The organism is Paraliomyxa miuraensis (assembly GCF_026337845.1).
Classification (GTDB): Bacteria; Myxococcota_A; Polyangia; order Nannocystales; family Nannocystaceae; genus Paraliomyxa; species Paraliomyxa miuraensis.
In genome coordinates, this window is sequence record NZ_JAOVZF010000132.1 from 59,351 (window position 1) to 84,835 (window position 25,485).

The following is a 25,485-nucleotide window of genomic DNA, read 5'->3' on the forward strand; positions in this document are numbered from 1 at the left end:
GCGTTGTCGAAGGCGAGCGCGCCTCCGGCCTTGTCGGCGGATCCGAGGCGTTCACGAGCGAATCTCCACCGACCCTCGCCGCCTCTCACTGGAAGCCTCGGGCCGCGACGGGATCATGGATCGAGCGCCTCGATCTCCGCCAGCAACTCCGCCCCCGCCGCGGTGGGCCGCGCATGAGCCCGCAGCACCTCCGTCCCCTCGCGGTTGCCCTCCACGATCCGCTCGAGTCGCCGCCGAACCTCGGGTCGCTCGCTGCCCGGCGCTCCGGCCTCGATCATCGCCGCATAGAGCGCCGCCACCGGCAAGAACGCATGCACGGCCAGCAGCACCCCCCATAGCGGCCGCGGGTCGGGCCGCACCGGCGAGGCGTAGCGCTCGTCGGGAGCGTTCTCCAGCACCGGGTCGAGCTCGCACAGCGCCGCGAGCTTGTTGTGCGAGACCTCGTGGATCACCGCCTCGACCATGGTCATCGGGTTGGGATGCAGCGACAAATAGACCGTTCCGATCGCCTCCTGCACCGACGCCGACAGGTGCTGCTCGGGAAACCACCCCACCGGCACCACCTGCCGCAGCACCTGCTCGATCTCGACGCGAAACGGCGGCAGGTGACGCTCGATGATCGACAGCGCCTCCCCCAGCGCGGCCTGCCAGCGCTCGGCCGGCTGCCCCCCAAGATCGAGCGCATTGCCGGACTTGTCCGGGTGAGCCTCGAGCGCGGCCCAGGGATTGTCGTCGACCAACGCCAGCCGCACCGCGCTGCCCGGCAGCGGCAGGAACGCTAAGTCGTCCGGCACGAGCGGCAACGCCTGCCGCTCCGCGCCCCGCTCGGCCCACACCGCCCCCGGCTCGAACGACAGCGCAGTGGTGCCCGGTGGAATCTCGAGCGCCAGCCGCCCCCCACCGCCGAGCACCCGTCGCGGCCACGCCCGTAGTCGCAGCGGCCCGCGCAGCGTCTCCGTCCGCGCGAGCTCGAGCCCGATCGTGCACAGCAGCGTGGGAATCCCCAGCGCCGGATCCACCGCTTGCGCCGCATGGGGCCGCAGGCTCCGCAGCCACACGCCGACCTCCGGCCGCCGCACCACCGCTGCGATCGCTCCGGGCTGGCTCCGCAACAGCGGCCCCACCGCACGAGCGAACGCGGCCACGTCGGCCGCCCACGGCCCGCTCGCATACGCGTGCAGCACCGCCCGCAGATCGCCGAGCGCTCGCCGCAGCGCGCCCGAGAGCACCGCGTGCAGCGTGGTCGAGCCCGGCACGGGCACGCAGAAGTCCGGCAGCGTCGGGACCGTGCTCATCGCACCGCTCCCAGCTCGTCCGCCGCCAGACGCAGGCCCTCCTCGAGCGCCTCGGGCAGCGACGCGCGCGGCACCGCGGGCACCGCTCGCAGCTCCTGCACCCCGAAGCGCTCGAGGTACCAGCGATCCACCCCGCCGCACCCCGCCCGCGACGGACACCCTTCACACGCATCCGGGTACGCACCCGCCTTCACCCCCACGCGCCCCTGCGCCGCAAACGGCCCGAGCGTGCAGGCAGGCACCCCGACCACGAGCGTGGGCAGCCGCCGCTGCATCGCCCGCTGCACCGCTCGCAGCGCGTGCGGCACCGCGATCCCCAGCCGCGGGACCATCCCCGAGTCCATCTCCGGCACGCTCCCCGAGTCCGGGCGCCGCACGACCGGCACCACCTCGCCCGCATCCACCCGCGGCCACACGACCACCCAGCCTCCCACGCCATACCCCACCAGCAGATCGCACAGCGCCACCAGCGAGCGACAGTTGCTGCGGGTCAGCCACGTGGCCACCAACGCGCGCCGACCCGCCGTCCTCGCCTCCCGCAGGCGCTCGAGCACCCCCACGAACGCCTCCCCGGCCCCGCCGTGCAGCTCGTGGCACGCCGCAGAGGGCCCATGCAGGGCGAGACGAACGTCGGAGGGGCGCGACAAGGGCCGGGCGCCCCACCCTACCACGCCGACGCCACCGTTCACCGCGAAACCACCGCTCGCGAGCCCCATCGCCCTCGACCGCACCTGCACGCGGCGGCCCCCGTCGACCTTCCATCGCCTCGAATCCCCCACTTTTGACCCCAGCACCGAGCTGATAACCTGACCCTGCGCAAGCTTCGGTGGCCGCCACCCTTCGAGCAAACCCATGAGCACCTTGCCCTTGCAGGCCCCCGAGGGCCTCCTGGAGGTCGATCTGGACGACGGTTCCGTCTCCCTGCAGATCGACGCGACCCTCTACCCCCTGCCGGCGATCTACGCCGCCGCCTACGTGTTCATCGACCGCGCCTACGTGCTGCTCGATCGCCCCGTCGATGGCCGCGTGCGCCTCACCCTGGCGAGCAAGGCCCCCGCCGCGACCCCGGAGGACCTGCGCGCCCTGGTGGGCGAGGCCGCCAACGAGCTGCTCAGCGCCGCCTTCCGCCACCAGCTCACCCAGGACAACCGCGTGCTGGTGGAGACGGTCACCATGCAGGCCGTGGCCGGGGCCATGGGAGCGCCGTCGCTGGCCGATCTGGCCGACTTCGACTTCACCGACGAAGCGCTCGACGACCCGCTGGGCATCGCCCAGAGCTGGGAGGAGAAGCACGGCCGCCCGCTACCCTCGGAAGCCTCGGCCAAGGCCTCGGCCGAGACCTCGGCCGAAGGCGCCGACTCGGAGGACAGCCGATGACCGACGCCGGCCACGACCCGGACGTTCCGGCCGACCTCGCCGCCTTGCGGCCCGTGCCGCTTCCCATGGCCGCCATACGCCCACGGGCCGGCACCCAGGCCATGTTCCGCTTTCGTCCGATCCGCAACCACGTGCTGGTGACCAACGTCGACGGCCGGTGGCTGCTGCTGTCGCGCGACGAGTTCACCGCCTTCGCCCGCGGCGAGGTCCCCGAGGGCTCGCCCCTGCACGACCGCCTGTCCTCCCACGGCTTCCTGCGCGAGGGCTATCGCGTGCCGCAGGCCGTCGAGCGCCTCCGCGCGCGCCGCTCCTTCCTGCAGGCCGGGCCCAACCTCCACATGCTGGTGGTGACCCTGCGCTGCAACGAGACCTGCGCCTACTGCCACGCCTCGCGTGCCAACATGGACGCGGTCCACACCGACATGAGCAAGGAGACGGCGCGCAAGGCCGTCGACCTCGCGCTCGCGAGCACCAGCCCGTTCGTGACCCTCGAGTTCCAGGGCGGCGAGCCGCTGGTCAACTACGAGGTCGTGCAAGAGGTGGTCGACTACGCCACCCGCCAAAACCGCGAGCGCGGCAAGCAGCTCGAGTTCACCATGGTGTCGAACTTCTCGCTGCTCGACGACGCCAAGCTCGACTGGCTCATCGAGCATCGCGTGCAGCTGTGCACCAGCGTCGACGGCCCGCAGGCCCTGCACAACGCCCAGCGCAGGCTGCCCACCGGCGACGCCCACCAAAAGACCGTGTTCTGGATCCGCCGGATCAACGAGCGCTACCAGCAGCTCGGCCTCGACCCCACCCTCTACCACGTGGAGGCCCTGCTCACGACCACCCGCGCCACCTTGCCCATGTGGAAGGAGGTGGTCGACACCTACGTGGAGCTGGGGTGCCGCAGCCTGTTCCTGCGGCCCATCGATCCGTTCGGGTTCGCCGAGCGCACGGCCCGTCGGCTCGAGTACCCGCGCCACGAGTACCTCGAGTACTACCGCCGCGCGGTCGACTACATGCTCGAGCTCAACGCGCGAGGGGTGGAGATCCTCGAGCGCTACGCGGCCATCTTCCTGACCAAGATCCTCGGCGGACACGACCCCAACTTCCTCGACCTGCGAAGCCCCGCCGGGGCCGGCATCGGCGCGCTCGCCTACGACTACGACGGCAGCATCTACACCTGCGACGAGGGCCGCATGCTGGCCGCGGCCGGCGACCAGAGCTTCCGGCTCGGGCACGTCGACACCGCGCGCTACCGCGAGCTGGTCGGGCATCCCACCGTGCGCGCGCTGGCGATCGCCACCAACCTCGACGCCCAGCCCGACTGCGTGCACTGCACCTATCAGCCCTATTGCGGCACCAACGCGGCCTACAACCACAAGACCCAGGGCAGCATCTTCGGGCGCATGCGCGACAACGCGGTGTGTGCGGTGCACAAGGGCATCCAGGACTACCTGTTCGAGAAGCTCGACGAGGGCGACCCGAGCGTGCTGCGGACCTTCGAGCGCTGGACCACGATCCGGGCGCGGGAGCACTTCGTCCAGCCGCTGTCCGACGCGTCGAGCCCCTCGAGCCCCGCCCCTGCGGACCCGGTCACCCCGCGCGGAGGGCCGGCATGACCGCTGCCGCTCACGGTCCTTCCGCGGGAGGGCGCGAGGCCGCGGCAGGGCAGGAGGCCGTGGCAGGCGACGCGATCGAGCAGCGGATCGCCGGACGGCGCCCCCGAGTGCACATCCTCACCGGGGCCGTGTGCAACAACAACTGCATCTTCTGCATGGAGGAGGACCGCGACGGTCGCTACGTGACCAACTCCGCCACCACCGACGAGACGGTGCGCTGGATCCTCGCCCAGCACGAGCGCTACGAGGAGGTCTGCTTCACCTCGGGCGAGCCCACCACCAACAAGCGCCTGCACCACTGGGTGAAGATGGCCAAGGATGCCGGCGCCCAGTGGGTCTCGATGATGACCAACGGCCGCGCGCTCGGCCACGAGCAGTACGCCCGGCGCCTGATCGCGCTCGGCATGAACAAGTTCTACGTGTCGATCCACGGCCACGAGCGGCGCCTGCACGAGGGCCTGACCCGCACCCCCGGCAGCTTCGAGCAGACGGTGGCCGGCATCGACGTGATCGCCCGCCACAAGCGCCATGGCCTGGCCCTGCACACCAGCACCGTGGTCACCAAGCGCAACCTGCCGCACCTGCTGCCGATCTACCGGTTCCTGCGAGCCCACGGCGTGGATCAGGTCGTGTTCAACGTGATGCAGGCCAACGGGCGCGCCAACACCTATTTCGAACAGCTGTTTCCGCGGTACTCGGAGATCGCGGCGCAGGCCGAGCGCTTCCTCGACCAGGCCGCACGCCACGAGTCCAGGGTCATGGCGTTCTTCGTGGACATCCCGCTGTGCACCACCACCGCGCTGCCCGACTTCAATCGCGGCTACGTGGAAGACTACGTGCACTTCGAGCCCACCGACTCCCGCGGTCTGCTGGCGCCCGAGCTCCGCGACGAGCGGCGGGGCGGCCAGGAGGGCGAGCTGGTCCAGATCCGACGCGCCGACCTCGACGACGACCAGCGCCGCAAGCGGCCCGAGTGCGCCTCGTGCCGCTACGATGCGGTCTGCGAGGGCGTGTGGGGCAACTACCTGCGGCGCTACGGCTGGGACGAGCTGCAGCCCGTGCCCGGGCCGGCCCCCTCGTCGGCCACCGGCTAGCTCGGCGCGGGGCTGAGCGGCTCCTCGGCGCTCGACTGGCGCTCGCTGCCGTCGACCGGGGCCGGCGCGAGGCCGGAGGCCGACACCGAGGAGAGCTCGCCGAGCCCGTCCTGGTGCAGCACCGCCCACAGGCTGGAGCGGTTGGCGATGCCCGCCTTCTCGAGCACCTTGCCCACGTAGCGCTTGGCCGTGCGCTCGGACTTGCGCAGGCGCTCGGCGATGTCGAGATCCCGCAGGCCACGGAGCACCATGCTGGCCACGTCGCGCTCGGTCGAGGTCAGGCCGCACACGTACTGCAGACGAGCGGCCGCGTGCTCGGGGTCGACGAGCAACCGAGGGGGTTCGTCGCGCTCGGTCGTGGCCGGCTCCTCCACCTGACGCCACGCCTGGGTGTCGAGGATGGTGGCGTGGACCCGGGACACGAGCTGCACCGGCCCCTCGGGGCGCGACACGTAGCGAAACGCTCCGCGCACCCGGTAGGCCCGGGCGATCTCGGGACGCGCCTTGTCGTCGATCACGAGCACGCTGCAGCGCCGCTGCTCGGCGCGCACGCGGTCGAGCACCTGCAGGCCGTTGCCCCGGGGCAGGTGATGGCGCAGCACCACCGCGTCGAACGGCAGCGTCGAGTGCCGCAGCAACACCACGGCTGCATCCGCGCCGGACACCACGCAGGGCTCGATCGCCGCGCGTGCCAGGACATCGGCGTCCTGACGCGATCGGGCATCGTCACCGTCGACCAGCATCACCAGGCGCTCGCGCCGAGGAAACGGCAGCGAGTGACGACACACCGCGCCCGTGGTCATTCGCCAGCGGCCGTTGCCCTGCCGCAGACCGCCTTGAACCAGCGAGAGCCGCAGCCGCTCGAGCGCGGCCTCGGGCCCCGAGAACTCGAGGACGACGGGCTCGCTCCGCAGCTCGGTGAGCAGGACGTGCTCGCCAACGAGGCTCTGCACCTCCTCGATGATGGATGCGAGGTGATCCCCGGGAAGGCGGTCGAGGTCGAAGGTGAGGCGGACGCACGCGTAGTCCGAAGAGTGGGTCGGGGTGCTGCTCTGCATGGGCAAGACGCTCCTGTCGCCGTCCCCCGACCTCGCAGTACGGCGAGGCCAGGGCGGTTGGGTGGTCGTGGGCCCGCGCTCGGTGGCCTGAGCCGGGGCCGTCTTGGGGGTGGCGCTCGCACCGGCGAGCGCATCCGTCTTCTAACTAGTGGGGCAGTCGGGAAAACTCGTCGCCCACACGTGCCTTTTGATTCGTGAGAATGCTCTCGAACATGAGAGCGCTGACCCGGGCGGGCGCCTCGTCGCCTCGTCGCCTCCCCGCAGCCGCTCCTGCACGACCGAGCAAGGCATCGTAGGTCCCTATACGACCGGCAGCAGCGGGCCCGCGGTGCCGACCCGCGTGGGCGGCTGCCCCCGCGCGGCGGCGAGCTCCGCATCGCCGTAGCGCCGCAGGTAGTCCTCGCGGACCCCGGGGCAGCGCGACTGCCACGTGCACCCTTCGCAGGCGGGGACGTGCAGCTGCCCGGTGAGTCGGCTGTGTCGCAGCTCGAAGGTGGCCTCGGGGGTCACGACCCGCACCCGCGCCGCCCCGGGGTCGTGCGCGTGCTCGTGGTCGTCGCCCAGCAGGCAGCGCGGGACGTGGAGCGAGCGCACCTGCATGCCATGGGCCCGCGCAAACGCGAACGCCTCGGCCATCACCGGGACGACCTCGGTCATGCGAGGCATCGAGGCCACGTGGGTGGCGTTGCCGTCGGTGAGCGACACGAACCATAGATCGGCCGCAACGACCCCGCGGGCGTGCAGCCAGCGCAGCGCACCGACGAGGTCGGGATAGGTGTCGGTCTTGAGGATCACCTCGACCACCAGCGGCAGACCCGAGGCCACCGCGGCGTCGAGACCCTGGCACATCAGCGAGTAGCTGCCCTCGCGTCGGACCAGCGCGTCGTAGCGATCGGCGCGGTGGGTGTGGATCGACAGGTGCACACGGCTGACCCCGGCCTCGCGCAGTCGACCCAGGTTGCCCGGCACCGCCAGCAGCAGGCCATTGGTCTGCAGCTTCACGTCGCCGTACCCCAGCCTCCGCGCGGCCCGACAGAGGATCAGCAGATCGCTCCGAATCGTCGGCTCGCCGCCCGTCAGCGACAGCGCGTCGTAGTCGTCCCGGCGTCCGCGCGACAGCTCGTGCAGCACGCGCTCGCGGGGCAGCGCCCGGGCCCGCATGGCCGGGGTGATCGTGCAGTAGTCACACGCGAGGTTGCAGTCGTAGCCGAGGATGACGTCGAGCAGCCCCGGCACGATGACGACTCCTCGCTCCGCCCGCCGCTCGAGGGCCGGCTAGAGCCCCTTGGTGATCCGCCACGCGCCCTGATCGCGGACCAGCTCGAACATCGCGTGGTCTTGCTTGCGCGTGTGCCGGCCCTCGACGCGCAGCGAGCCGGAGTCGGGATCGACGATGTCACGGAGCTGGAAGCTGGCGTCGATCCACACCTTCACCGAGGCCCGGTCCTGCACCACGTTGATCTCGAGGTAGTCGATGGTGAAGCGAATGGCCTCGAGCTGGGCGAGGCGCTCGCGCAGGATCGGGCCGAGCTCGCTGTACTCGATGTCGTCGGTCGGATCGTCGGTGCCGGCCGGGTCGTAGTAGGAGGGATGGGCCGTGGCGAGCACCCCGGCGGCATCACGGCGCACGAACGAGGTCCGGTAGCGCTCGAGCACGCGGAGGATGTCGCGATTCTCCTCGGTGTCCGGAATCTCGGTCCCCGGGATGGTGGGGCCGTTCTTGCAGCCCGTCATCGAGGCCACGGGAGCGAGGGACCCGGCGACGAGCAGGCCAAGGAGCAACGTTCGAAGGCGATGGCGCATGGCGGGCAGCGACCGACGTCTTGCAAGGCCGCGACCCGACGGACGTTAGGCCAAACCGCACGAAAATTCATGGGTTTGGTCCAGGGATCCGACGCCCTGGGGAGGTCCCGAGGTTGCCAGAATGACAATCCGGCCAGGGGCTACCTGTCAGGACGTCGCACGGCTCGGCAAGCGCGCTCATGACGCAACCCGTCCCCGATGCCTCGCGGCACCTCGGCCCGGATCAGAGCGGCGCAGGTTTCGCGCGGGGCCCCACGGTGGCTATCATGTCGCCGTGTCCGCCGAATCGCGCCTCCATCCTCGGTTTGCGGTGGATGCCCGTGCCGATGTGATCGGCGAGGAGGTCGTGCTGTCCCATCCGGTCGCGGATCTCAGCATGGGCGGCTGTCGCTTTGGCGAGCCGGCCTGGGAGTCCCCCGGCACGCTGGTCCAGATCGTCATCACGTTCCCCACGCTCGCCGCCAACCTCCCGCTCGCCGGTCGGGTGGTCCGCGCCACCGAGCACGACATGGGACTGCGCTTCGAGAACCTCACCGACGAGCAGAAGTGGGCGCTGCGCAAGCACCTGCGCGACGTGCAGCGCGACAACGTGCAGCGCGACAAGTCGTGACCCTGTCCGTCGAGCAACGCCGCCGGGTGGAGCGGGCCAAGCCGTTGGTGGATCAGCTCGCGCGTGCGCTCGCCAGACGCCTGGCCCGGGTGACCGAGGACGAGCTGCGATCGGCCGGCTACGAGGCCCTGGTCAAGTGCGGCCTGCGCTACGACCCCACCGTGGGCACGACGTTTCGCGCGTTCTCCTTCCGTCGCGTGCGCGGGGCGATGATCGACACCGCACGCAAGGCGATCCCCGGCCTGCGCCAGCGCGGACGGGCCCTGCGGGTGCTCCAGGCCACCCAGGCGCTGCTCGTGCACGACGAGGAGCACGACGACGCCTTCGATCCACGCACGCTGCACGAGCGCGTGGCGGCGGCCTCCGATCTGGTGGCCCAGACCACCGCGGCGGTGGTGCTGTCGCGCATGGTCGACGACCCCGACGACGTGCCCGACGACGCCGTGGGCGATCTCGAGGAGCACCTGCTCGACGCGCAGGTGCGCCTCCAGATCCGCACGACGCTGCTGCGCTGCTGCACCGACCAAGAGCGCGCGATGCTGACGGCCCTGTACGAGGAGGGCCTGAACATGACCGAGCTCGGCGAGCGCATGGGGCTGTCCAAGTCGACGATCTCGCGCAAGCACGCGTCGCTGCTGCGACGGCTGGGCAAGCAGCTGGGCGTGGGACCGGACTCGTGACGGGCTGGGGGCGGAGGGTTCGGTTATTTGGCGGATCGGGCCGGGCCGCTCATCCTCGGCCCATGCACCGCGTCCTCGGATGGATCGCACGGCTCGCGCTCGTGAGCGCCACGGGCTGCGATGCGCCCGAGCGTACGCCGCCCCGGGGCCGCGCCGCCGACAAGGCGGAGCTGTTCGGCGATGCCTCGCTCGTCCCGACTCGTGAAGGCGAGCGAGCGCGCCGCGAGCTCGCGCTGGCCCGGGAGATCGAGCACGCGATCGCCCTGCTGACCGGGGTGATGACGGTGCGCGTGGACGTGGAGCAGCCCGAACGCGAGGCGGCCGAGCCCGTGCGCGTGCTCGCGGTGGTGGTGTCCGAGTCGATCCCCGAGCCCGAAGCGCTCGACGGACGGGTGCGAGCGATCGCCCAGGCCGTGGCGGGGCCCACCGCGACGGTCGAGGTGGTGCTGGAGGCCGGCCCCGCCCCGAGGGATCCCCCGCGCCCCGCGTGGCCGCTGTTGCTGGGTGTGCTCGGGCTCGGTGCGTGCGGCGGCACGCTGCTCGAGCGCGTCCGTCAGCGGCATCGCCTGCGAGCCGGCCGGCTGCGGTGACGCTCGGGGTGACGCTCGGGGTGGATGCGTCGGCTTGGCGTGGTCGAGGCTGCATGCCAAGCTGGCCCCCATGGCTCGCCTCTCGACCCTCGCTCGCGGTTGCCTGGTCCTGTGCCTCGGCGGGCTCGCGTTCCCGTCGCTGGCCGCCGCCAATCCGGCGGTGCAGGCCTGCGAGGGCAAGCGCGAGGGCGACGCGTGCGGGCTCATGAAGCTGGTCAAGCCGCCGGGCGGGGGCGAGCTGCAGCGCTCCACCGTTCCCGGCGTGTGCCGGGCCGACGAGTGCTGCGACCTCGACTACTCCAAGGGCAGTCCCCCCGACACGGTGTGTCACGCGTGCGTGGCCTGCAAGGAAGGCCCGGCCGAGCTCACGCCGCCGCCGCAGGCCGATGGCAAGAGCCCGCCCGCGTCCAACGAGGGCGAGCCGCCACGCACCGCCGATGGCCCGCCACCCACCGCGCCGGGGCAGCAGCGCGGCTGCACGACGGGCGCACGCCCGAGCGCCGCGAGCGGGCTGTGGGGCCTGCTCATGGTGCTCGCGTGCAGCCGGCGACGTGGCGCGAGCCGACGGGTCGACCGAACCTACCCGCAGTAGGCCTTGGGATTCTTCTCGAGCTGGCGGATCTGATCCAGCGCCGCGTCGACCCACTCCTTGGTGGCCGATGGATAGCCCGCGTGGGCCACCAATTCGAAGCACTGGATCGCCAGATCGCACTGCCCGCGCGAGGTGTAGGCCAGGCCCGAGTAGTAGAGCGCATACGCGACGAAGTCGTCCTCGGGATACTCGTAGACCACGTCGTACCACTCGAGGAGCGCCTCGTAGAACGAGCCCTCGAGGTAGTGGCTGTAGCCGCTCCAAAACCGCACCTCGGGCACGCGGGCGTGACCGGGGTGGTCCTCGAGGAAGCGAGCGAACATCGCCCTGCCCTCCTCGTGCTTGCCCGCCTCGATGCGCGAGAACGCCTCGGCGATCGCATCATTGGCCGACTTGCCCTTGCCCTGACTCGTGCCCTTGCCCGTGCCCGCGCTGGCATCGGCGTTGCTCTGGTCGAAGGTGTAGACGAAGGTCTCGTGCTCCAGCCCGGTATAGGAGCCCTCGGGCACGAGCGAGAGGTCGGACGTACGATCCTTGCTCCACGAGCCGCCGCCCTTGGTGGCCTTGGCCCAAAGGCGCACGTTCGAGGCGATCAATTCCTTGCCGTCCACCCCGAGGGACACCTCGGTGTCGCTCGCGATGGTGTACTGCAGCGCCTGGCCGTCGCCCTTGCCCGGGGCAGCCGGCGACCACTTGCGGCCGTACTCGTAGAGGACGCTGACCTCGAGGGGCTGGCCGGTCTTGTTGCGCACGACCAGCTTGCGCGACTTGAACGTCGTGGGCTTGGCAGGCAGCTCGTCGGGCTCGACCACGGCCCAGGCGGCCGACTTGCCCACCTCGTTGCTGCCGTACTTGATCCACATGTAGCCGTCTTCGCCCCACCACGTGCCCCACGAGTTGCGCAGCAGCCACGCCCCGCGCTTGTCGTCCCAGCCCACCAGGGAGACGGCGTGGTTGGTCTGGCCGCGGGCCATCTCGTCGAACACGCCGCCGCTGTAGGCCTTGAAGGCGGAGGTCACGTACACGGAGGACGACACGGGACCGTAGTTGCAGATCGCCGCCTTGATCTGGTCGACGGACCCAATCCCGCCGCTCTCGTCCACGAAGCCCCAGTTGGCGATCTTGTGCTCGGCCTTGCGCGCGTGGTCGCAGGTGCCGTTGCGCTCCTTGTAGGGCACGTCCTTCTCGAGCACGTCGCCCTTGCTCTGCAGGTAGTCGTACACCATCACGGTGAAGCCACCCGAGCAGTCGCCGATGTCGAAGCCGTCGCTGGTCTCGGCGCAATCGACCAGGTGCTGCTCGGAGAAGTCGAGGCCGAGGTCGATGCCGTTGGCGATGTTCTGCGCCGCCTCGAACACGGAGAGGGTGGCGAACGCCCAGCAGCTGCCGCAGCTGCCCTGCGAGCGCGGCGGGGCCAGGTACTCCTTCCAGCTCCACGCGGTCGCCCCCACCGAGCAGACCGCGTCGCCGACCATGGGCTCGAACGGATCGTCGACGACTCCGGACGACTTGCCGTCCTTGGTGGCCGCATCTGCGCCATCGGGCTGGGCCACGGTCCGGTGCCGTAGCGAGCGCTGGCGCAGGTTGGGCACGAAGCGCTTGCGGGCCAGCGTCGCGGCCTCGGCATTCTGCTTGCGCGCGAGCGCGGCGAGGTTCTCGGGCTCGCGCAGGCCGGTCACGCTGGCGGTGGGGAGCTCGAGCACCGGGGTGTAGCCCACGCGAAAGCGTCGCTTGTCGCGCTCGATCGACCGTCGCAGCTTGGCCAGGTCGTCCTTGATGTGCTTGGGAGCCCGGGACTCGCGGGACTTCAGCTCGCTCTTGTTCTTGGTGGTGGTGAAGGCACTCTTGGGCACGCGACCCGCGAGCCGATGCCCGGGCTTGCGGACCTTGTGCGGATCCACCGGGACGATGCGCTCGGCGATCGTGGGAGCCTTGGGTGGCGTACCCAGGGCTCGCTGACGCATCAGCGAGCCGAGGTGCTTGGGCTTGCGCGCGGCCGAGGGGTCGGCACCCGGATTGGCACCCGGATCCGCACCCGGATCGGCCGTCACGACCTTGCGCGCCGCCGGTCGCGTGCCCGGCCTGGCGGTGGTGGTGGTCTTGCGGGTGCGCGGGGCCGGAGGATCGGCGAGCGCGACCGCGGTCGTGCTCGCGTCGACCAAGAGCGCGACGCTCAGGAGGAGAACCGAACGGCGAATCATCAGCAACGCTCCGAGGAGATCGGGTGGCGAACGAGACGGTATCACTTGGGGGCCGGCTTGGCCGTGTCCCGATGCGATGCGGAGGGCCGAGCGCGACGGCGGGTCGGTGAGGATGCGCGCGGCCGTGTGGGCTTGGCCCCAGCAGGAACGGCGCGAGGCAGCTCTTGCACCAGCACGACGCTCGGACCATCGACGGCCGATCCCTGCGCGTCGTCACGCCGGGGACGGGGCTCGTAGATCGTCTCGATGTACGCGAGGTTGCGGGCCCCCCGGGGATGGGGCTCCTGCAAGCGCGTGGCCTGCACGAGCAGCAGGCCCATGCCGCCGCCGAGCGCCAACCCGAGCGCCATGCGGATCCCGGCCTGGCTCGCGGCCGCCAGCAGGAGCCACACGGTCAGCACGCTGCCCACGACCACCATGCTCAGCTCCGAGCGTCCGGTGACGAGGCGTGCGATCCCGTAGGGCTCGAGATCGTGCTCCCACAGCGGCAGCAGGACCTCGGCCACCGGCTGGTGGACGTTGGTGAGATCGAGGTGCGGCCACAGGTTGGCGGCCAGCCCGTTGACGCATGCCGCGTAGGTGGCCAGCGCGGTCAGCAGCGCCATGCCGAGGACGTTGGTGCGCAGCTGGCCGAGCGCATGCACCCAGCCCGGCACCAGCGACGGCAGCACGACCACCAGGTAGCGGGGGCCCACGCGCCAGCCGCCATCGAAGCTCAGGCTCGAGACGAGCACGCCATAGAGCAGCAAGAGGCCCAGGTGCACGCGCGCCTCGGCGCGGTGGGGCCCGGGCGACGTCGCGAGCTGGATTAGACCGTAGGCCGCGAGCACCAGCGGCGGGGCCCACCAGAGCAGCCCTCCGTCGGCGGAGAGCCAGTGGGTGGAGAACGCCTCCCAGCGCGGCCACGACAGGCCCAGCAATCCCTGGCCATGCTTGGCGGCGAACTCGGCGTTGGTGACGTGATGGTAGCCGGTCGACCACGGCGAGCCGAACACCGCGCGGTGGTAGGCCCCGAGCAGCGCCACCGGGATCGACGCGCCGAGCAGGCCGGTCAGCGAGAGTGCGAGACCACCGGGACGGCGCACCACGGCGACGAGCAGGCCCGCCAGCGGCAGCGCCGCGAACACGGCCCCGTACTCCACCGCCACCGCGCAGCCCGCCAGCGCGCCGCCCAGCGCCGCGCGACGCCGGGCGCTTCGGCTGGGGGTCGGGCCCGAGCCCGAACCCGAGCCCGAACCCGAGCCCGAACCCGAGCCCGAACCCGAGCCCGAACCCGAACCGGCCGCGGTGGCATCGCAGAGCAGTCCCGTGCCCACCGCGAGCAGCAGGGCCGCGAGCTGGTGCCCGTAGAGCAGGTGTGCATACGAGGCGGCCGGCGTGGCCAGGGCGTAGAGCACCACCGCGCTCGCGGTCACGGCGGGCCCCGCTCGTGGTGCGTAGCGGCGCCACAGCCAGCCGCACAGCAGCACGGTGGGCAGCACCCCGCCGAGGAGCCGCGTCCACCACGTATAGGTGCGCAGCGTCAGCGGGTGATCGTCGCGCTCGAGCGCTCGTGCGATCCGATAGCCCGCGGCCGCCACCAGGCTGGTCCCCGGAGGCTTGTTGGGGTAGAGCCGCTGATCGACGTCGCTGCGCGCCACGTCGGGACCGGGATCGAGGCCGCGTGCGGCCGGACCGTCGATCGCGAGGCTGCCCTCGTCGACGATCGCCATGCCCTGCAGAAGGCGCGGGCGCTCGTTGGCGTTGCGGGTGCTCTCGAAGTACGGAAACGTCGAGCCGAGCAGCATGCAGAGCCACGGCAGCAGCAGCCAGCCACCACGGCGGCGCAGCCGATCGCGGAGCGCCTCGATGTCGGGGAGCCTCATGTGAAGCGGAAGGGGTCGCGGCGTCGAGCCGCAATGATAGCAAGCCGCGCGGTCGGTACCGTCGGCACCGGCGGCGGGCCCGGCACGGTTCGTTATACTGCCGGCCATGCGCCGCCACGCCCTCGCGATCGCCCCTGCCCTCACCGCCGCCCTGCTGGTCACGCTCGGGAGCGCGTGCCAGAAGCAGGCCACGGGGCCCACGCTCTCTCCCGCCGTCACCGACACGGTGCAGGACCAGGGAGCGACCTTCAAGGTGGAGGTGAGCTGGCAGAACAAGGCGGCCGACGAGGTCGAGGTGGTGGTGGAGATGACCGCGACCGGCATCGAGCAGACCGACAACCTGGTGGTCGACGTCAAGACCGGCGGCTTCGTGATCACCGAGGGCGTGCCGGACTGGACCGGCTTCGTGCTCCCGCGCGAGCACTACACCCACCGGGTCTCGTACAAGATGCTCGACGACCAGGACCAGGGGCGCATGACGGTGTCGATCCGACGCACGCTCGACAGCTCGATGCTGTGGGGAACGGAGCTGTTGTTCCAGCGCGAGGGGGGGCAGGTTCGGCTCGTGCCGTGACGCTGGCGCGCGCGAGACCGTTGACAGCGCCGGGCGACAAGGATGGGCATAGCTGAGCTGAGCCTCCATGTCTTGCTGGGTCATCATCGGTGGCCGTGTTGGCGCCGCTTCGAGGTTCAACAGTGGCTGGCCACCGCGAATGCTAGGCTCGTCCTCACGGCACCCAGCCGTTGCGGAGCAGGTTGCCGCGACCGGTGGGCCAGGGCAGGCAGTTGTCCTGCGAGCCGGGCACCGTGTACACGCGCACGCTCTCGACCCCGTCCTCGGCGTCCTTGAGCGAGACCAGGATCTCGAGCGTGCCATCGCCATCCACATCCGCGATGGTGGGCACCGGCATCGCCCCGCGTCGCGGCAGCGGGAGCTGGTGCAGCACGTTGCCGCCGGCATCGAGCACGAACAGGGCCGAGCGATCCTCGGTGGGCGAGTAGGTGTTGAAGACCAGCTCGGGGATCCCATCGGCCGAGAGGTCGGCGATGGCGATGCCCGCGGTGAGCACGTCGTCGCTGGTGGTGAAGCTCGTCGTCCACAGCCCCTGCCCGCTCGAGGAGACCGCGTGTACGTTGCCGTCGAAGTCGGCGAACACCAACTCGAGCCCGGACTGCTCGGGATCGAGGTCGGCCACGCTCACCTGATTGGTCGCCCCCACCACGTTGGTGCCGTCGAAGTCCCACAGCCCCGCGCGATAGCCGGGGGCATGGAACGGCGCCTCGAAGCCGGGGCGCCGGGAGGCATCGGCACCCACCACCCATAGCGCCACCCCGCGCTCGCGATCGCTCTGCGCCGCGTTCTGGACCGAGCCCACCATCACCACCTCGGGGGTTCCGTCGCCGTCCACGTCGGCGATCGCCGGGGCGGTGTTGGTGAAGTGCGCCTGGTCGGCCGCCTCCTCGTCATCGGCCCAGCCCTGCTGCGCCAGCGCGAGATCGTGGAGATAGCGAACCCCGGGGGTCTTGAGCACGGGGTAGCCGGCGGCCGCGTCGAACGCCTCTCCGGTCGAGCGGTGGATGCTGGCGTAGGCGTTGTCGTGCGGAGCCACGAGATCGGCGAGCCCATCACCGTCGAGGTCGCCCACCGCGAGGTTCTGATCGAAGCAGCCGGCGAGATAGCAGGCGTCGTCGCAGCCCGCGCTGCCGCTGCCGAGGGGCGGAAAGCCAGGGACCACCCCGCCATCGACGTCGAACGCCATGAGTACGTCGGTGGGCCCACCGTGGGCGGGCGCGACCACGAGCTCGAGCGGGGCATCGCCGTCGAGCTGGCCCGCCGCGAGGCTGCGCAGCTCGTCTTCCCAGATCATCGGCGAGCCGGGATGCAGGCTGCCATCGCCCTCGAGCACGAAGACCTGGTCACGCGAGGCGATCGCGATCTCGAGGGCGCCGTCGGCGTCGAGATCGCCGACCACGGGGCTGGCCCAGATCCGGCCGGCACCGGTCTCGAACGTCCACTCGACCGTGCCATCGGGTCCCCACACGATCAGCATGTCGGCCCGCGGAACGATGATCTCGCGCTCTCCATCGTCGTCGACATCGGCAACCGCCGGCGACGCCAGCCACGCCTCCCGCCAGCGGTGGGCGAGCGTGAGCACGAGCGTGGGCTCGGCCACGGTGGCCGAGGGCTCGTCGCCCGGGTCGCACGCCGGGGCGGTGGGTGGCGGGGCACCCGTCTCGGCCGCGTCGGCTCCCTCGTCGTTGGCCCCGGTCGAGGCAGCGTCGGTGGCTGCTCCATCGTCACCAAGGTCGTCACCGCGGCACGCGATGGTGAGCACGACGAGCATCGACGTCCAGCGCGGTGCACCCATGCGCTCAGGATACGACGGAGCACCCCCGAGGGGGCACACCCGTGACCCTTGGCGCCGATGAGCCGTCTGGCCGCACGCTCACGCGCGGCGCGAAGCTCGAGTCGGGCGCTCCATGAGCCCCGAGCCCCGCGTGACACGTCGTAGCGAGCATCCAATCCCGCGCCATCGCCTCGACATGGACACGACGACCAACATCTCTCACCATGACCCTGGCCGCGAAAACGGGAGATCGATGGTAGCCGACCGCGATCACGAGACGAGCTTCCGTGCCTTCATCGAGGATGCACCCCACGCGATCGCGGTCCTCGATCGCCGGATGTGCTACGTGGTCGCGAGCCGTCGGTGGCACCAGGACTACGGGCTCGACGACGCGGTGCTGCGCGGCCGCTCCCACTACGAGGTGTTTCCGGAGATCGGCGAGCGCTGGAAGCACGTGCACCAGCGAGCACTCGCCGGCGAGGTCGTTCGCGCCGACATCGATCGCTTCGTCCGGAGCGACGGCTCGGTTCAGTGGCAGCGCTGGTTGGTCTACCCGTGGCGAAACGTCGACGGCCAGATCTGCGGAATCGTGATCTCCACCGAGGACGTCACCGACTTGGTCGACGGCACGGAGTCACCGGCAAGGGACGCCCAGCTACAAGCCCTGCGGCAGAGCGAGGAGCGCTGCGCCGAGGTCTTCGACCGCGCGCCGTTTGCCCTCGCGCTCGTGCGGCTCCCGGACGGCGTCCTGGTGAGCGTCAACGAGGCGATGTGCCGCATGCTCGAGCGCTCGCGACAGGAAGCGATCGGCAAGACCAGCACCGAGCTCGGGATCGGTGACCCGACCACGCGGGCTCGCGTGGCCCAGCTGTTCGCGGAGAGTGCGGCCCACGACATCCCCCTCGACCACACGACCCCCTCGGGACAGCAGCTGCTGCTGTCCGCCAGCTTCGACCCGGTGACGCTCGACGGCGAGCCGCACGCGCTGGCGACGTTTCGCGACGTGACCGCGCTCGAGCGAGCCCACCGGGCGCTTGAGGCCGAGGTGGCCGAGCGGCAGCGAGCCGAGCGCGAGCTCGAGCACAGCCGCCGCAACGAGGAGCGGCTGCGGCACCGGTTCGAGCGCCTCGACCGGGCCTCGCTGGCGCTGAGCCAGGCCCTGGCGCGGATGGGCGAGGCCCCGGTCGACGAGCTGCTGCAGGCGGTGGTCGATCAGGCCCGGATCATCGCCGATGCCGAGCTCGCTGCGCTCGGCGTGGGCGATGACCCGGACGCCGCCTTTGCCCCGTGGGTCGTCAGCGGTCTCGACGAGACCCAGGTCGCAGGCCTGGGTCGCGTGCCCCGTCCTCGGGGCGTGCTCGGCGAGGTCGTCCGCTCGGGTCGACCGCTGCGCGTGCCTGCGGTCGCCGAGCACCCGGCGTTCGCCGGTCTCCCTCCTCGCCACTTCCCCATCGGCGCCTTCCTCGGCGTGCCCGTGCGTCACCTCGGCCGAACCGTCGGGCACCTCTACCTCGCCAACAAGCGCACCGCCGAGGCGTTCAGCGAGGATGATCAGCAGCTGGTGGAGATGTTCGCCGAGCGGGCCAGCGTCACGCTGGAGATCGCCCGCCTCGCGCAGGAAGTCCGCGCGGCCGTGGATGCCCGAGAACAGCTGCTCGCGATGGTGTCCCACGACCTGCGCAGCCCGCTGACCACCATCGAGCTCAGCGCGCGGGCCCTCGCGCTCGCACGCAGCGGCGACGACGTCTGCCGCCGGACCACCGACGTCGTGCTCCGCTCGACCGCCCGCATGACCCGCCTCATCGACGACCTCCTCGCCGCCGCCACGATCGAGGCGGGGAGCTTCAAGGTGAGCCTCGCCCCGGAGGATCTGCGCTCGATCGTCGAAGAGTCGCTGCAGGCCCTCGAGCCCATCGCGGACGCCAGCTCGGTACGCCTGCACCACGAGGTTCCGGCCAGCCTCCCGCGAGTCCGCGGCGACCGACGCCGGCTCATCCAGGTGCTCGTCAACCTCGTGGGCAATGCGATCAAGTTCCTCGACGCGGGCGGCAACGTCTGGATCCGTGCCGCGGCCGAGCCCGACCAGGTACGGGTGACCGTGCGCGACGACGGCCCCGGCATCCACGAGGACCTCGTGGATCACGTGTTCGATCGCTACCGTCAGGGAGGCTCCCGCACGCACACCGGGGTGGGGCTGGGGCTCTACATCGCCCACGGCATCGTGCAGGCGCACGGCGGCCAGCTCGAGGTGGAGAGCCAGCCCGGGGAGGGGTGCTCCTTCACGTTCACCCTGCCCACGATGAGCCCGGCCACGCACGGCCGGGCCTGATGCCGTTGGCCCCGATCAACGCGTCGACCCGCCCGAGTGCCACCTCGAAGAGCGACTCGAACGCGCGGATGCGGAGCGCGCGCCAGCGGTCCTGGGCCGTCCGCGCTAGGATCCCACCGTGCGCCCGAGCTTCAACATCGCCGGCCCCTGCATTCCCGGCGAGCACTACATGCTCCCGCCGGAGCGCCGCCTCGGTCACGTGCTCCGGCTCGTCGACGAGCGCCGCTACTTCACCCTCCACGCGGGTCGTCAGGTGGGCAAGACCACCTGCGCGCGGTGGATGGTCGACCACCACAATGCCGGCGACCGCTTCTGTGCGCTGTGGGTCGACGTGCAGGATGCCCGTGAGCTCCCCGATCCCGCCCGAGCCTTCGAGCTCGTGCTCGACGATCTCGACCGCGCCGTGATGAGCGATCTACCCGACCTCGCGCCCCCCTCGGGACCGGCTCGCGCACTCGAGCCGGCGCGCAGCGCGATCCATCGCTACCTCGGCGATCTCGCCGCCCGCGCTCCCAGGCCGCTGGTCGTGCTGTTCGACGAAGCCGACGGCCTGGTCGGCGAGACGATGGTCTCCTTCCTCACCCAGCTGCGCCAGGGCTACATCGCGCGGGGCAAGCGACCGTTCCCCTCGAGCGTGGCACTGGTCGGTCAGCGGCAGGTCCGGGACTACGTGCTGCGCGAGGAGGACCGTCGGGCCGTGGCGTGGCTCGGCACCACCTCGCCCTTCAACGTCACCGCCGAGGCCGCCACGCTGGACGTCTTCACCCAGGCCGAAGTGGGCGAGCTGGTCGAGCAGCACACCGAGGCCACCGGGCAATGCTTCGCCCGAGCAGCCATCGCCCGCATCCACGAGCTCGGCCAGGGGCATCCGTGGCTCACCAACGCGCTCGCCGATCAGATCGTGCGCCGCGACGTGACCGATCGCGGGGTGGAGGTGACCGCAGCGCACGTCGACGCGGCCAAGGAAGCGATCATCCTCGAGCGCCGCACGCACATCGACTCGCTGGTGGCGCGGCTCCGCGAGGAGCGAGTGCGGCGGATCATCGCGCCGATGCTGGTGGGTGATCGCGCCACCGGTGACGTGCTCGACGACGACTTCGCCTACGTGCTGGGCCTGGGCCTGATCCGCGAGCACGACGGCCACTACGAGCTGGCCAATCCGATCTACCGCGAGGTGCTGCCGCGCGCGCTCACCCACACCCAGCAGCTGCAGATCGGCAACGAGCCCGCGTGGTACGTACGCCCCGATGGTTCGCTCGACATGCCCAAGGTCATGGCCGACTGGCAGCTGTTCTGGCGCGAGGACGGGCACCTGGCCGCCGCGGGCTTCCGCTACCGCGAGGCCGGGCCGCACCTCATGCTCATGGCGTTCCTGCAGCGCATCGTCAACGGCGGGGGGACGGTGGTCCGCGAGTACGGGCTCGGGCGCGGCGCGCTGGACCTCCTGGTCGACTGGCGAGGGCAGCGGCACGCGATCGAGGTGAAGATCCGCCGCGACACCGTCACCGAGCAGCGCGCGCTCGACCAAGTGGCCCGCTACCTGGACCACCTGGGACTGGCCGAGGGCTGGATGGTACTATTCGATCCACGAGAGGCGCTGTCGTGGGAGGAGCGCCTCTACGCGCGCGAGGTGGAGCACGCGGGCAAGCGGGTACGGATCGTCGGCTGCTGAGCCCACCAAGCGCCCGCCCGCCTACTCGTCCTCGCCCTTGGGCAGGCTCTTCTGTCCCATCTTGGCCTTGAGCTTCTCGAGCTCGTCGTCCAGCCCGCTGCCCGCCTCCAATTGCGCGAGCCTGGCGTCGACGGCGGCGTCCTCGGCCGTGGTCCCGGACAGCTCGGCGTTGACCTCGTTGAGCGCCTCGAGCCGGCTGATCTTGTTCTCGATGTCGTCGAGCCGCGACAGCGTGCCACCGTCGCCCAGGGTGCCGGGCGCCACCCCCTTCTTGGCCGCACGAGCCTGGGCCATCAGCGAGCCGCGCCGCAGGTTGAGCGACTTGTGCTTGGCCTTGGCCTCCTTGATCTGCCGAGCCATGGTGTCGGCCAGCTCGACCTGCTGCTGCAGACCGGCGCGCGCATCGACCAGCTGCAAGGCGTAGTCGCCCTTGCGCGCCAGCGCGGCGCGAGCGAGCTCCTCGTCGCCGAGCCGCAGCGCCTGCTCGGCCTTGCCCACCCACTGCTTCTCGGCCGCCTCGAGCTCGGTGATCTTGCGCTCGAGCATCTTGCGATCGACGATGGCCTGCTTGAGGTCCCTCTCGGACTCCTGGATCTGAGTGCCGAGGTCGTCGATCATCAGCGCCACCTCCTGCCCCGGATCGGACACCGCGTCGACCGCGTCGTTGAGGGCGCTGGAGATGCTGTTCTTGAGGCGGCTGAAGAGACCGGGCTTGTTGCTCATGGGGAAGGCGTCCGCGCCGACCGAGAGTAGCAAGGCCCCCGCAGTGCCGCTAAGACCTTGATTTCATTCGTGGCGGTCATGGCGATCGCACCGCTGCTACGCTGCCCCGCGCGCCCGATGCCCCCTGCCACCGAACAGGCTTCGCCCCGCTTCCCCGGCGTCGTGGGCCACGCCCACGCCCAGGCCCGACTGTCGCGCGCCATCGCCCGCGACCAGCTCCACCACGGCCTCATCTTCATGGGCCCTCGCGGGATCGGCAAGGCGACCCTGGCCCGCGGCCTCGCCTGTGCGCTGCACTGCCCGCAGCAGCCGGCGGTGGGCTGCGGCACCTGTACGGTGTGCCATCGGATCCTCACCAACGTGCACGCAGGGGTGGAGTGGGTGATGCCGGAGGAGCCCGGCGGCACGATCAAGGTCGACACGGCGCGCGAGCTCGCCCACCGCCTGCAGCATGCTCCCTTCGAGGGCCGCCACCACGTGGTGGTGCTCGACCCCGCCGACGCGCTCACCGAGCAGGCCTACAACGCGCTGCTCAAGTCGATCGAGGAGCCCAAGCCGGGGGTGTGCTTCGTGATGGTGACGACCCATCCCCAGGGCCTGCTGCCCACGATCCTCAGCCGCTGCCTCCCGGTGCGGCTGGGGCCGCTGGCCCAGCCCGAGCTCGAGCAGGTGCTCGACGCCGTGCTCCGCGAGCGCCAAGCCGCAGCCGAAGCCGAGGGCCAGCCGCCCTTCGAGCTCCCCGATCCCACCCGCCGCGCGCTCGCGGTGCGGCTCGGTCAGGGCAGCGTGGGACGAGCCCTGGACCTGCTGGTGGACGCCTCGCTGGCCGACGTGCTGGCCCTGGTGCGCTGCGGCATGGAGGCGGTCGCCGAAGGCCCCGCGGGGATCTTCGGTGGGGACAAGGGGCCGCTGTGGTCGGCGTGGACGCAGGCCAGCGGCGGCTCGGGTCCGGGCCGACCGGCCCGCGAGCGCGCGGCGTGTGGCCGGGCCGTCGACCTGTGGCTGCTGCACTTGCGCGAGCACCTGCGCGGAGAGTCGGGCCTGCCCGGCCTGCCCCCGCCCGCCGGGACCACCGACGACGTCCCGCGGCTGCTCCACCAGATCGACCGCCTCCAGGCGCTGCGCGAGAGCCTGCTGCGCAACCCCAACGTACGGCTCTCGATCGAGCAGACCCTGCTGGAGCTGTCGCGCTGATGCTGGCGCCCGACCTCACGCTGGCCGCCGCCCTGCGCGACAGCAAGAGCACGGACGACCGCTTTCGCTACCAGGCCGCCGAGAACCTGGCCCGCGCCCTGCTGTTCGAGCTACGGCAGCCTGGCCCTCGCTGGCGTGCCGCCGCCGAGCATCCGCAGGGCGAGGCGGTGCTCGAGGCCCTGCGGGGCCTGCTGTCGGCGCACGAGCCCGCCGTGCTGCGCGGCGCGGCGGCGGTGGGGCTGTCGATGCTGGGCGAGGCCGCGGTGCTCGAGCTGACCACGCCGTGGCTGCGCTCCGCCGACGGGGGTGACGCAGGCAAGGACGACGAGGATGCGGCGTACCTGCGCGAGTCGGCCATCATGGCGGCGGCACGGCTCCACCGCGCCGCCACCGAAGCCGACACCGCGCCCGAGCTGCGGCACCGGATCGAGGCGCTCGTCGAGGACGCGCTTCGGGCCGAGCCGCCCGACCTCCGCTACCAGGCCGCGCAAGCGCTGGTCGAGCTTGGCGGGTCACGGGCCGAGGCACCGCTGGCGAGGGCCCTGCGCGAGGAGGAGCACCCGGCCGTGCGCGAGGGCATGGTGGAGGCACTGTCGCTGCTCGATCCCCCCGGGCCCGCGGCTTGTGAGGTGCTCGAGGAGCTGCTGCGGGGACCCGAGGGGGTCGAGGGCATCGGTTTCGAAGCGGCGATGACCCTGGCGGCGGCGCGTCGCAGCAGCGCGCGGTCACGTCTCTTGGCCGCGCTCGCGGTCCGACACCAGCGCGATCGAGCTCTGGAGGCGCTGGCCGCACTGGGCCGGACCGCTCCGGCTCCGACCACCGAGCAGGTCGAGGTGGTCGTGCGGCTCGGCGAGCGCCTGTGGCTGCCGGGAGTCACTCGGGTACGGGCCGCCTATGCGCTGGCTCGCATGGTGCCCGCGGGGGACGGCGACAACCCGGGCGTGCTGCGCCTGCTCCGGCTGCGCTGGCATCCTCGCCCCGCCGTGCGCGAGGCCGTCCGCGACGCCTTCACCAACCTCGAGCAGCTCGCGGCTCGCGAGTCGGGCGGCTGAGTTCCTCCCGAGCCCGGCCGGCCTCGCGCCGAGCCCCAGCCAAGGGCCGTCCGCCCGTCCCACGCCCACCATCGTGCGACGCGGTCGTCGATGCTCGCGATCCGCTTGCCCCTCGCTTCGGAGTGCGTAGCACGGCCTCGACATCACGGGATGCAAGGTTCGAGATGAACGAGTCACGGTGGATCAGGCGTTCGCGGGTCGTGGTCGTGGGCATGCTCTTGGGCGGGTGTGGCGACGCGATCCTCCGGCCGCACGATGACGGTGCAGGCATCGTGGTTCTCGGGGGATCGGGCGACGACGACGCCAATACCGACCGGCCGAGCCTCGATGTGGGCGGCGAGACCGACTCGTCGGGCGAAGGCGACTGCACCGCGGTCGAGATCTCGGCGCAGCCCGTGCTGCGGCCCGTCGACATCATCTTCGTCATCGACAACTCCGCCTCGATGAAGTTCGAGGCCGAGCAGATCCAGTCCCGCATGAACGACTTCTCCAGCCAGATCGTGGCCAGCGGCATCGACGTGCGCGTGATCCTGATCTCGAGCCTCCCCGGGAATGGCAACGGCATCTGCATCGACCCACCGCTCGGCAGCGGAGACTGCCCGCTCGCCGATCACAATCCACCGCGGCTCACCCACGTCGAGCGGCTCGTGCAGAGCTATCACGCCTGGGAGGCGCTCCTGGACACCCACGCCCAGTGGTCCGGAATCCTGCGCGAGGACTCGATCGTGCACGTGGTGGTGGTCTCCGACGATGCCTCGAACCTGGGGTGGTCCACCTTCCACGCCCAGTGGAAGGCGCTCGAGCCCGCCCATGTCGACATGGTGCACGACTCGGTGGTGTGCCACTCGCACTGCGAGGACGCGTCGGCGATCGGTGGCGACTACATCGTGCTCTCCGGCCTCACGGGCGGGGTGGCAGAGGATCTGTGCGACCAGGACTTCCAGGCCGTGTTCGACGCGCTGTCCACCGAGGTGATCGCCGGGACCACGATCGCCTGCGAGATCTCGATCCCCACGCCACCCGACGGCCTCGAGCTCGACCTCGACGCGATCGACGTCGAGCTCCGTGACGGCCTCGACGCGTCGCAGATGATCGGTCGCGTGGGCTCGCCGAGCGACTGCGTCGCCGCGATCGACGGCTGGTACTACGACGACCCCGCCGAGCCCGCGGCCATCGTGCTGTGTCCGCAGACCTGCGAGCGGATGCAGCAGGTGGTCGACGGATCGATCGCCATCCTGTTCGGGTGCACGTCGATCCCGGCGGGCTGAAGGCTCATCGCCAACGATTCACGGCATGATCCGGCACACGATTCTTTCACGCGGTAATGGTGGCCCCCCTGCGGGGCACAGTTGGGCGATTCGCCCAACTCCGTGGCCGGTTCGCCCACCGAAGGGA

The 25,485-nt window shown here is 71.3% G+C and carries 22 protein-coding genes; 13 read left to right on the forward strand and 9 right to left on the reverse strand.

The genetic code is table 11. From position 1 onward, the window contains the following. Positions 1–113: 113 nt before the first annotated feature. Positions 114–1,295: an aKG-HExxH-type peptide beta-hydroxylase gene (locus OEB96_RS04170; RefSeq protein WP_266214125.1), complete on the reverse strand. Its 1,182-nt coding sequence runs from the start codon at positions 1,293–1,295 to the stop codon at positions 114–116. Next, positions 1,292–1,942: a hypothetical protein gene (locus tag OEB96_RS04175; protein ID WP_266214126.1), complete on the reverse strand. Its 651-nt coding sequence runs from the start codon at positions 1,940–1,942 to the stop codon at positions 1,292–1,294. Before OEB96_RS04175 ends, OEB96_RS04170 begins: the two co-directional genes overlap by 4 nt. Before the next feature lie 205 nt (positions 1,943–2,147). On the opposite strand from OEB96_RS04175, the gene OEB96_RS04180 reads away from it, so the two are divergent. From OEB96_RS04180 to hxsC4, 3 genes are read left to right on the forward strand one after another with little or no spacing between them, the layout of a single operon-like run. Next, positions 2,148–2,672, forward strand: coding sequence for a hypothetical protein (locus OEB96_RS04180; protein ID WP_266214127.1), 525 nt, complete (start codon positions 2,148–2,150; stop codon positions 2,670–2,672). After that, complete coding sequence (gene hxsB, locus OEB96_RS04185) at positions 2,669–4,279, forward strand: His-Xaa-Ser system radical SAM maturase HxsB (RefSeq protein WP_266214128.1); 1,611 nt, start codon at positions 2,669–2,671, stop codon at positions 4,277–4,279. The genes OEB96_RS04180 and hxsB overlap by 4 nt, the downstream gene beginning before the upstream one ends. Next, positions 4,276–5,373 carry a radical SAM protein HxsC4 gene (gene hxsC4, locus OEB96_RS04190; protein ID WP_266214129.1) on the forward strand — a complete coding sequence of 366 codons (1,098 nt, stop codon included), beginning with the start codon at positions 4,276–4,278 and terminating at the stop codon, positions 5,371–5,373. Before hxsB ends, hxsC4 begins: the two co-directional genes overlap by 4 nt. Here the strand turns inward: hxsC4 and OEB96_RS04195 are convergent. From OEB96_RS04195 to OEB96_RS04205, 3 genes are all read right to left on the reverse strand, one after another. Further along, positions 5,370–6,431, reverse strand: coding sequence for a response regulator (locus OEB96_RS04195; protein ID WP_266214130.1), 1,062 nt, complete (start codon positions 6,429–6,431; stop codon positions 5,370–5,372). The genes hxsC4 and OEB96_RS04195 overlap by 4 nt on opposite strands. Before the next feature lie 300 nt (positions 6,432–6,731). Then, a complete protein-coding gene (locus tag OEB96_RS04200; protein WP_266214131.1) occupies positions 6,732–7,667 on the reverse strand; it encodes a radical SAM protein in 936 nt (311 codons plus the stop codon). A gap of 39 nt (positions 7,668–7,706) precedes the next feature. After that, a complete protein-coding gene (locus tag OEB96_RS04205; protein ID WP_266214132.1) occupies positions 7,707–8,234 on the reverse strand; it encodes a hypothetical protein in 528 nt (175 codons plus the stop codon). 274 nt (positions 8,235–8,508) lie between these two features. Between OEB96_RS04205 and OEB96_RS04210 the strand changes: the two genes are divergently transcribed. From OEB96_RS04210 to OEB96_RS04225, 4 genes are all read left to right on the forward strand, one after another. Further along, a complete protein-coding gene (locus OEB96_RS04210; RefSeq protein ID WP_266214133.1) occupies positions 8,509–8,844 on the forward strand; it encodes a PilZ domain-containing protein in 336 nt (111 codons plus the stop codon). Beyond that, on the forward strand, positions 8,841–9,524 hold the full coding sequence (locus OEB96_RS04215) for a sigma-70 family RNA polymerase sigma factor (protein ID WP_266214134.1): 684 nt from the start codon (positions 8,841–8,843) through the stop codon (positions 9,522–9,524). The genes OEB96_RS04210 and OEB96_RS04215 overlap by 4 nt, the downstream gene beginning before the upstream one ends. Positions 9,525–9,586: 62 nt before the next feature. Beyond that, positions 9,587–10,114, forward strand: a complete 528-nt coding sequence (locus tag OEB96_RS04220; RefSeq protein ID WP_266214135.1) for a hypothetical protein — start codon at positions 9,587–9,589, stop codon at positions 10,112–10,114. Positions 10,115–10,184: 70 nt separating this feature from the next. Next, positions 10,185–10,706: a hypothetical protein gene (locus OEB96_RS04225; protein WP_266214136.1), complete on the forward strand. Its 522-nt coding sequence runs from the start codon at positions 10,185–10,187 to the stop codon at positions 10,704–10,706. On the opposite strand, the gene OEB96_RS04230 is transcribed toward OEB96_RS04225, so the two are convergent. Continuing rightward, entirely contained in the window at positions 10,694–12,907 is a 2,214-nt protein-coding gene (locus OEB96_RS04230; protein ID WP_266214137.1) for a C1 family peptidase, read from the reverse strand. The genes OEB96_RS04225 and OEB96_RS04230 overlap by 13 nt on opposite strands. 41 nt (positions 12,908–12,948) lie before the next feature. Beyond that, complete coding sequence (locus OEB96_RS04235) at positions 12,949–14,772, reverse strand: hypothetical protein (RefSeq protein ID WP_266214138.1); 1,824 nt, start codon at positions 14,770–14,772, stop codon at positions 12,949–12,951. Between the two features lie 106 nt (positions 14,773–14,878). Here OEB96_RS04235 and OEB96_RS04240 point away from each other — a divergent pair, with 106 nt between their 5' ends. Continuing rightward, positions 14,879–15,346, forward strand: coding sequence for a hypothetical protein (locus OEB96_RS04240; RefSeq protein ID WP_266214139.1), 468 nt, complete (start codon positions 14,879–14,881; stop codon positions 15,344–15,346). A 154-nt stretch (positions 15,347–15,500) separates the two neighbouring features. Here the strand turns inward: OEB96_RS04240 and OEB96_RS04245 are convergent, their stop codons facing one another. Further along, positions 15,501–17,141 (reverse strand): FG-GAP repeat domain-containing protein, encoded by a 1,641-nt coding sequence (locus OEB96_RS04245; protein WP_266214140.1) that lies wholly within the window; start codon positions 17,139–17,141, stop codon positions 15,501–15,503. 232 nt (positions 17,142–17,373) lie between these two features. Here OEB96_RS04245 and OEB96_RS04250 point away from each other — a divergent pair, with 232 nt between their 5' ends. Then, entirely contained in the window at positions 17,374–19,449 is a 2,076-nt protein-coding gene (locus OEB96_RS04250; protein WP_266214141.1) for a PAS domain-containing sensor histidine kinase, read from the forward strand. Between the two features lie 118 nt (positions 19,450–19,567). Continuing rightward, positions 19,568–21,121 (forward strand): AAA family ATPase, encoded by a 1,554-nt coding sequence (locus OEB96_RS04255; RefSeq protein WP_266214142.1) that lies wholly within the window; start codon positions 19,568–19,570, stop codon positions 21,119–21,121. Positions 21,122–21,142: 21 nt separating this feature from the next. On the opposite strand, the gene OEB96_RS04260 is transcribed toward OEB96_RS04255, so the two are convergent. After that, positions 21,143–21,844: a PspA/IM30 family protein gene (locus OEB96_RS04260; protein WP_266214143.1), complete on the reverse strand. Its 702-nt coding sequence runs from the start codon at positions 21,842–21,844 to the stop codon at positions 21,143–21,145. A 117-nt stretch (positions 21,845–21,961) separates the two neighbouring features. Here OEB96_RS04260 and OEB96_RS04265 point away from each other — a divergent pair, with 117 nt between their 5' ends. The 3 genes from OEB96_RS04265 to OEB96_RS04275 all read left to right on the forward strand — a co-directional run bounded on the left by OEB96_RS04265 (position 21,962) and on the right by OEB96_RS04275 (position 25,358). Then, positions 21,962–23,038 carry a DNA polymerase III subunit gene (locus OEB96_RS04265; protein ID WP_266214144.1) on the forward strand — a complete coding sequence of 359 codons (1,077 nt, stop codon included), beginning with the start codon at positions 21,962–21,964 and terminating at the stop codon, positions 23,036–23,038. Continuing rightward, positions 23,038–24,090: a HEAT repeat domain-containing protein gene (locus OEB96_RS04270; protein WP_266214145.1), complete on the forward strand. Its 1,053-nt coding sequence runs from the start codon at positions 23,038–23,040 to the stop codon at positions 24,088–24,090. Before OEB96_RS04265 ends, OEB96_RS04270 begins: the two co-directional genes overlap by 1 nt. Positions 24,091–24,362: 272 nt before the next feature. Next, the gene (locus tag OEB96_RS04275) at positions 24,363–25,358 is read left to right on the forward strand and encodes a hypothetical protein (protein ID WP_266214146.1); all 996 of its coding nucleotides are present in this window, start codon (positions 24,363–24,365) and stop codon (positions 25,356–25,358) included. Positions 25,359–25,485 lie beyond the last annotated feature (127 nt).

Bases quoted from the DNA above. Each gene is read 5' to 3' on its own strand.
- OEB96_RS04235 (WP_266214138.1), bottom strand. From the start codon at position 14,772: ATGAGGCTCCCCGACATCGAGGCGCTCCGCGATCGGCTGCGCCGCCGT.
- OEB96_RS04270 (WP_266214145.1), top strand. From the start codon at position 23,038: ATGCTGGCGCCCGACCTCACGCTGGCCGCCGCCCTGCGCGACAGCAAG.
- OEB96_RS04230 (WP_266214137.1), bottom strand. From the start codon at position 12,907: ATGATTCGCCGTTCGGTTCTCCTCCTGAGCGTCGCGCTCTTGGTCGAC.
- OEB96_RS04195 (WP_266214130.1), bottom strand. From the start codon at position 6,431: ATGCAGAGCAGCACCCCGACCCACTCTTCGGACTACGCGTGCGTCCGC.
- OEB96_RS04180 (WP_266214127.1), top strand. From the start codon at position 2,148: ATGAGCACCTTGCCCTTGCAGGCCCCCGAGGGCCTCCTGGAGGTCGAT.
- hxsC4 (WP_266214129.1), top strand. From the start codon at position 4,276: ATGACCGCTGCCGCTCACGGTCCTTCCGCGGGAGGGCGCGAGGCCGCG.
- OEB96_RS04170 (WP_266214125.1), bottom strand. From the start codon at position 1,295: ATGAGCACGGTCCCGACGCTGCCGGACTTCTGCGTGCCCGTGCCGGGC.
- OEB96_RS04265 (WP_266214144.1), top strand. From the start codon at position 21,962: ATGCCCCCTGCCACCGAACAGGCTTCGCCCCGCTTCCCCGGCGTCGTG.
- OEB96_RS04245 (WP_266214140.1), bottom strand. From the start codon at position 17,141: ATGGGTGCACCGCGCTGGACGTCGATGCTCGTCGTGCTCACCATCGCG.
- hxsB (WP_266214128.1), top strand. From the start codon at position 2,669: ATGACCGACGCCGGCCACGACCCGGACGTTCCGGCCGACCTCGCCGCC.
- OEB96_RS04240 (WP_266214139.1), top strand. From the start codon at position 14,879: ATGCGCCGCCACGCCCTCGCGATCGCCCCTGCCCTCACCGCCGCCCTG.
- OEB96_RS04220 (WP_266214135.1), top strand. From the start codon at position 9,587: ATGCACCGCGTCCTCGGATGGATCGCACGGCTCGCGCTCGTGAGCGCC.
- OEB96_RS04260 (WP_266214143.1), bottom strand. From the start codon at position 21,844: ATGAGCAACAAGCCCGGTCTCTTCAGCCGCCTCAAGAACAGCATCTCC.
- OEB96_RS04250 (WP_266214141.1), top strand. From the start codon at position 17,374: ATGGTAGCCGACCGCGATCACGAGACGAGCTTCCGTGCCTTCATCGAG.
- OEB96_RS04225 (WP_266214136.1), top strand. From the start codon at position 10,185: ATGGCTCGCCTCTCGACCCTCGCTCGCGGTTGCCTGGTCCTGTGCCTC.
- OEB96_RS04205 (WP_266214132.1), bottom strand. From the start codon at position 8,234: ATGCGCCATCGCCTTCGAACGTTGCTCCTTGGCCTGCTCGTCGCCGGG.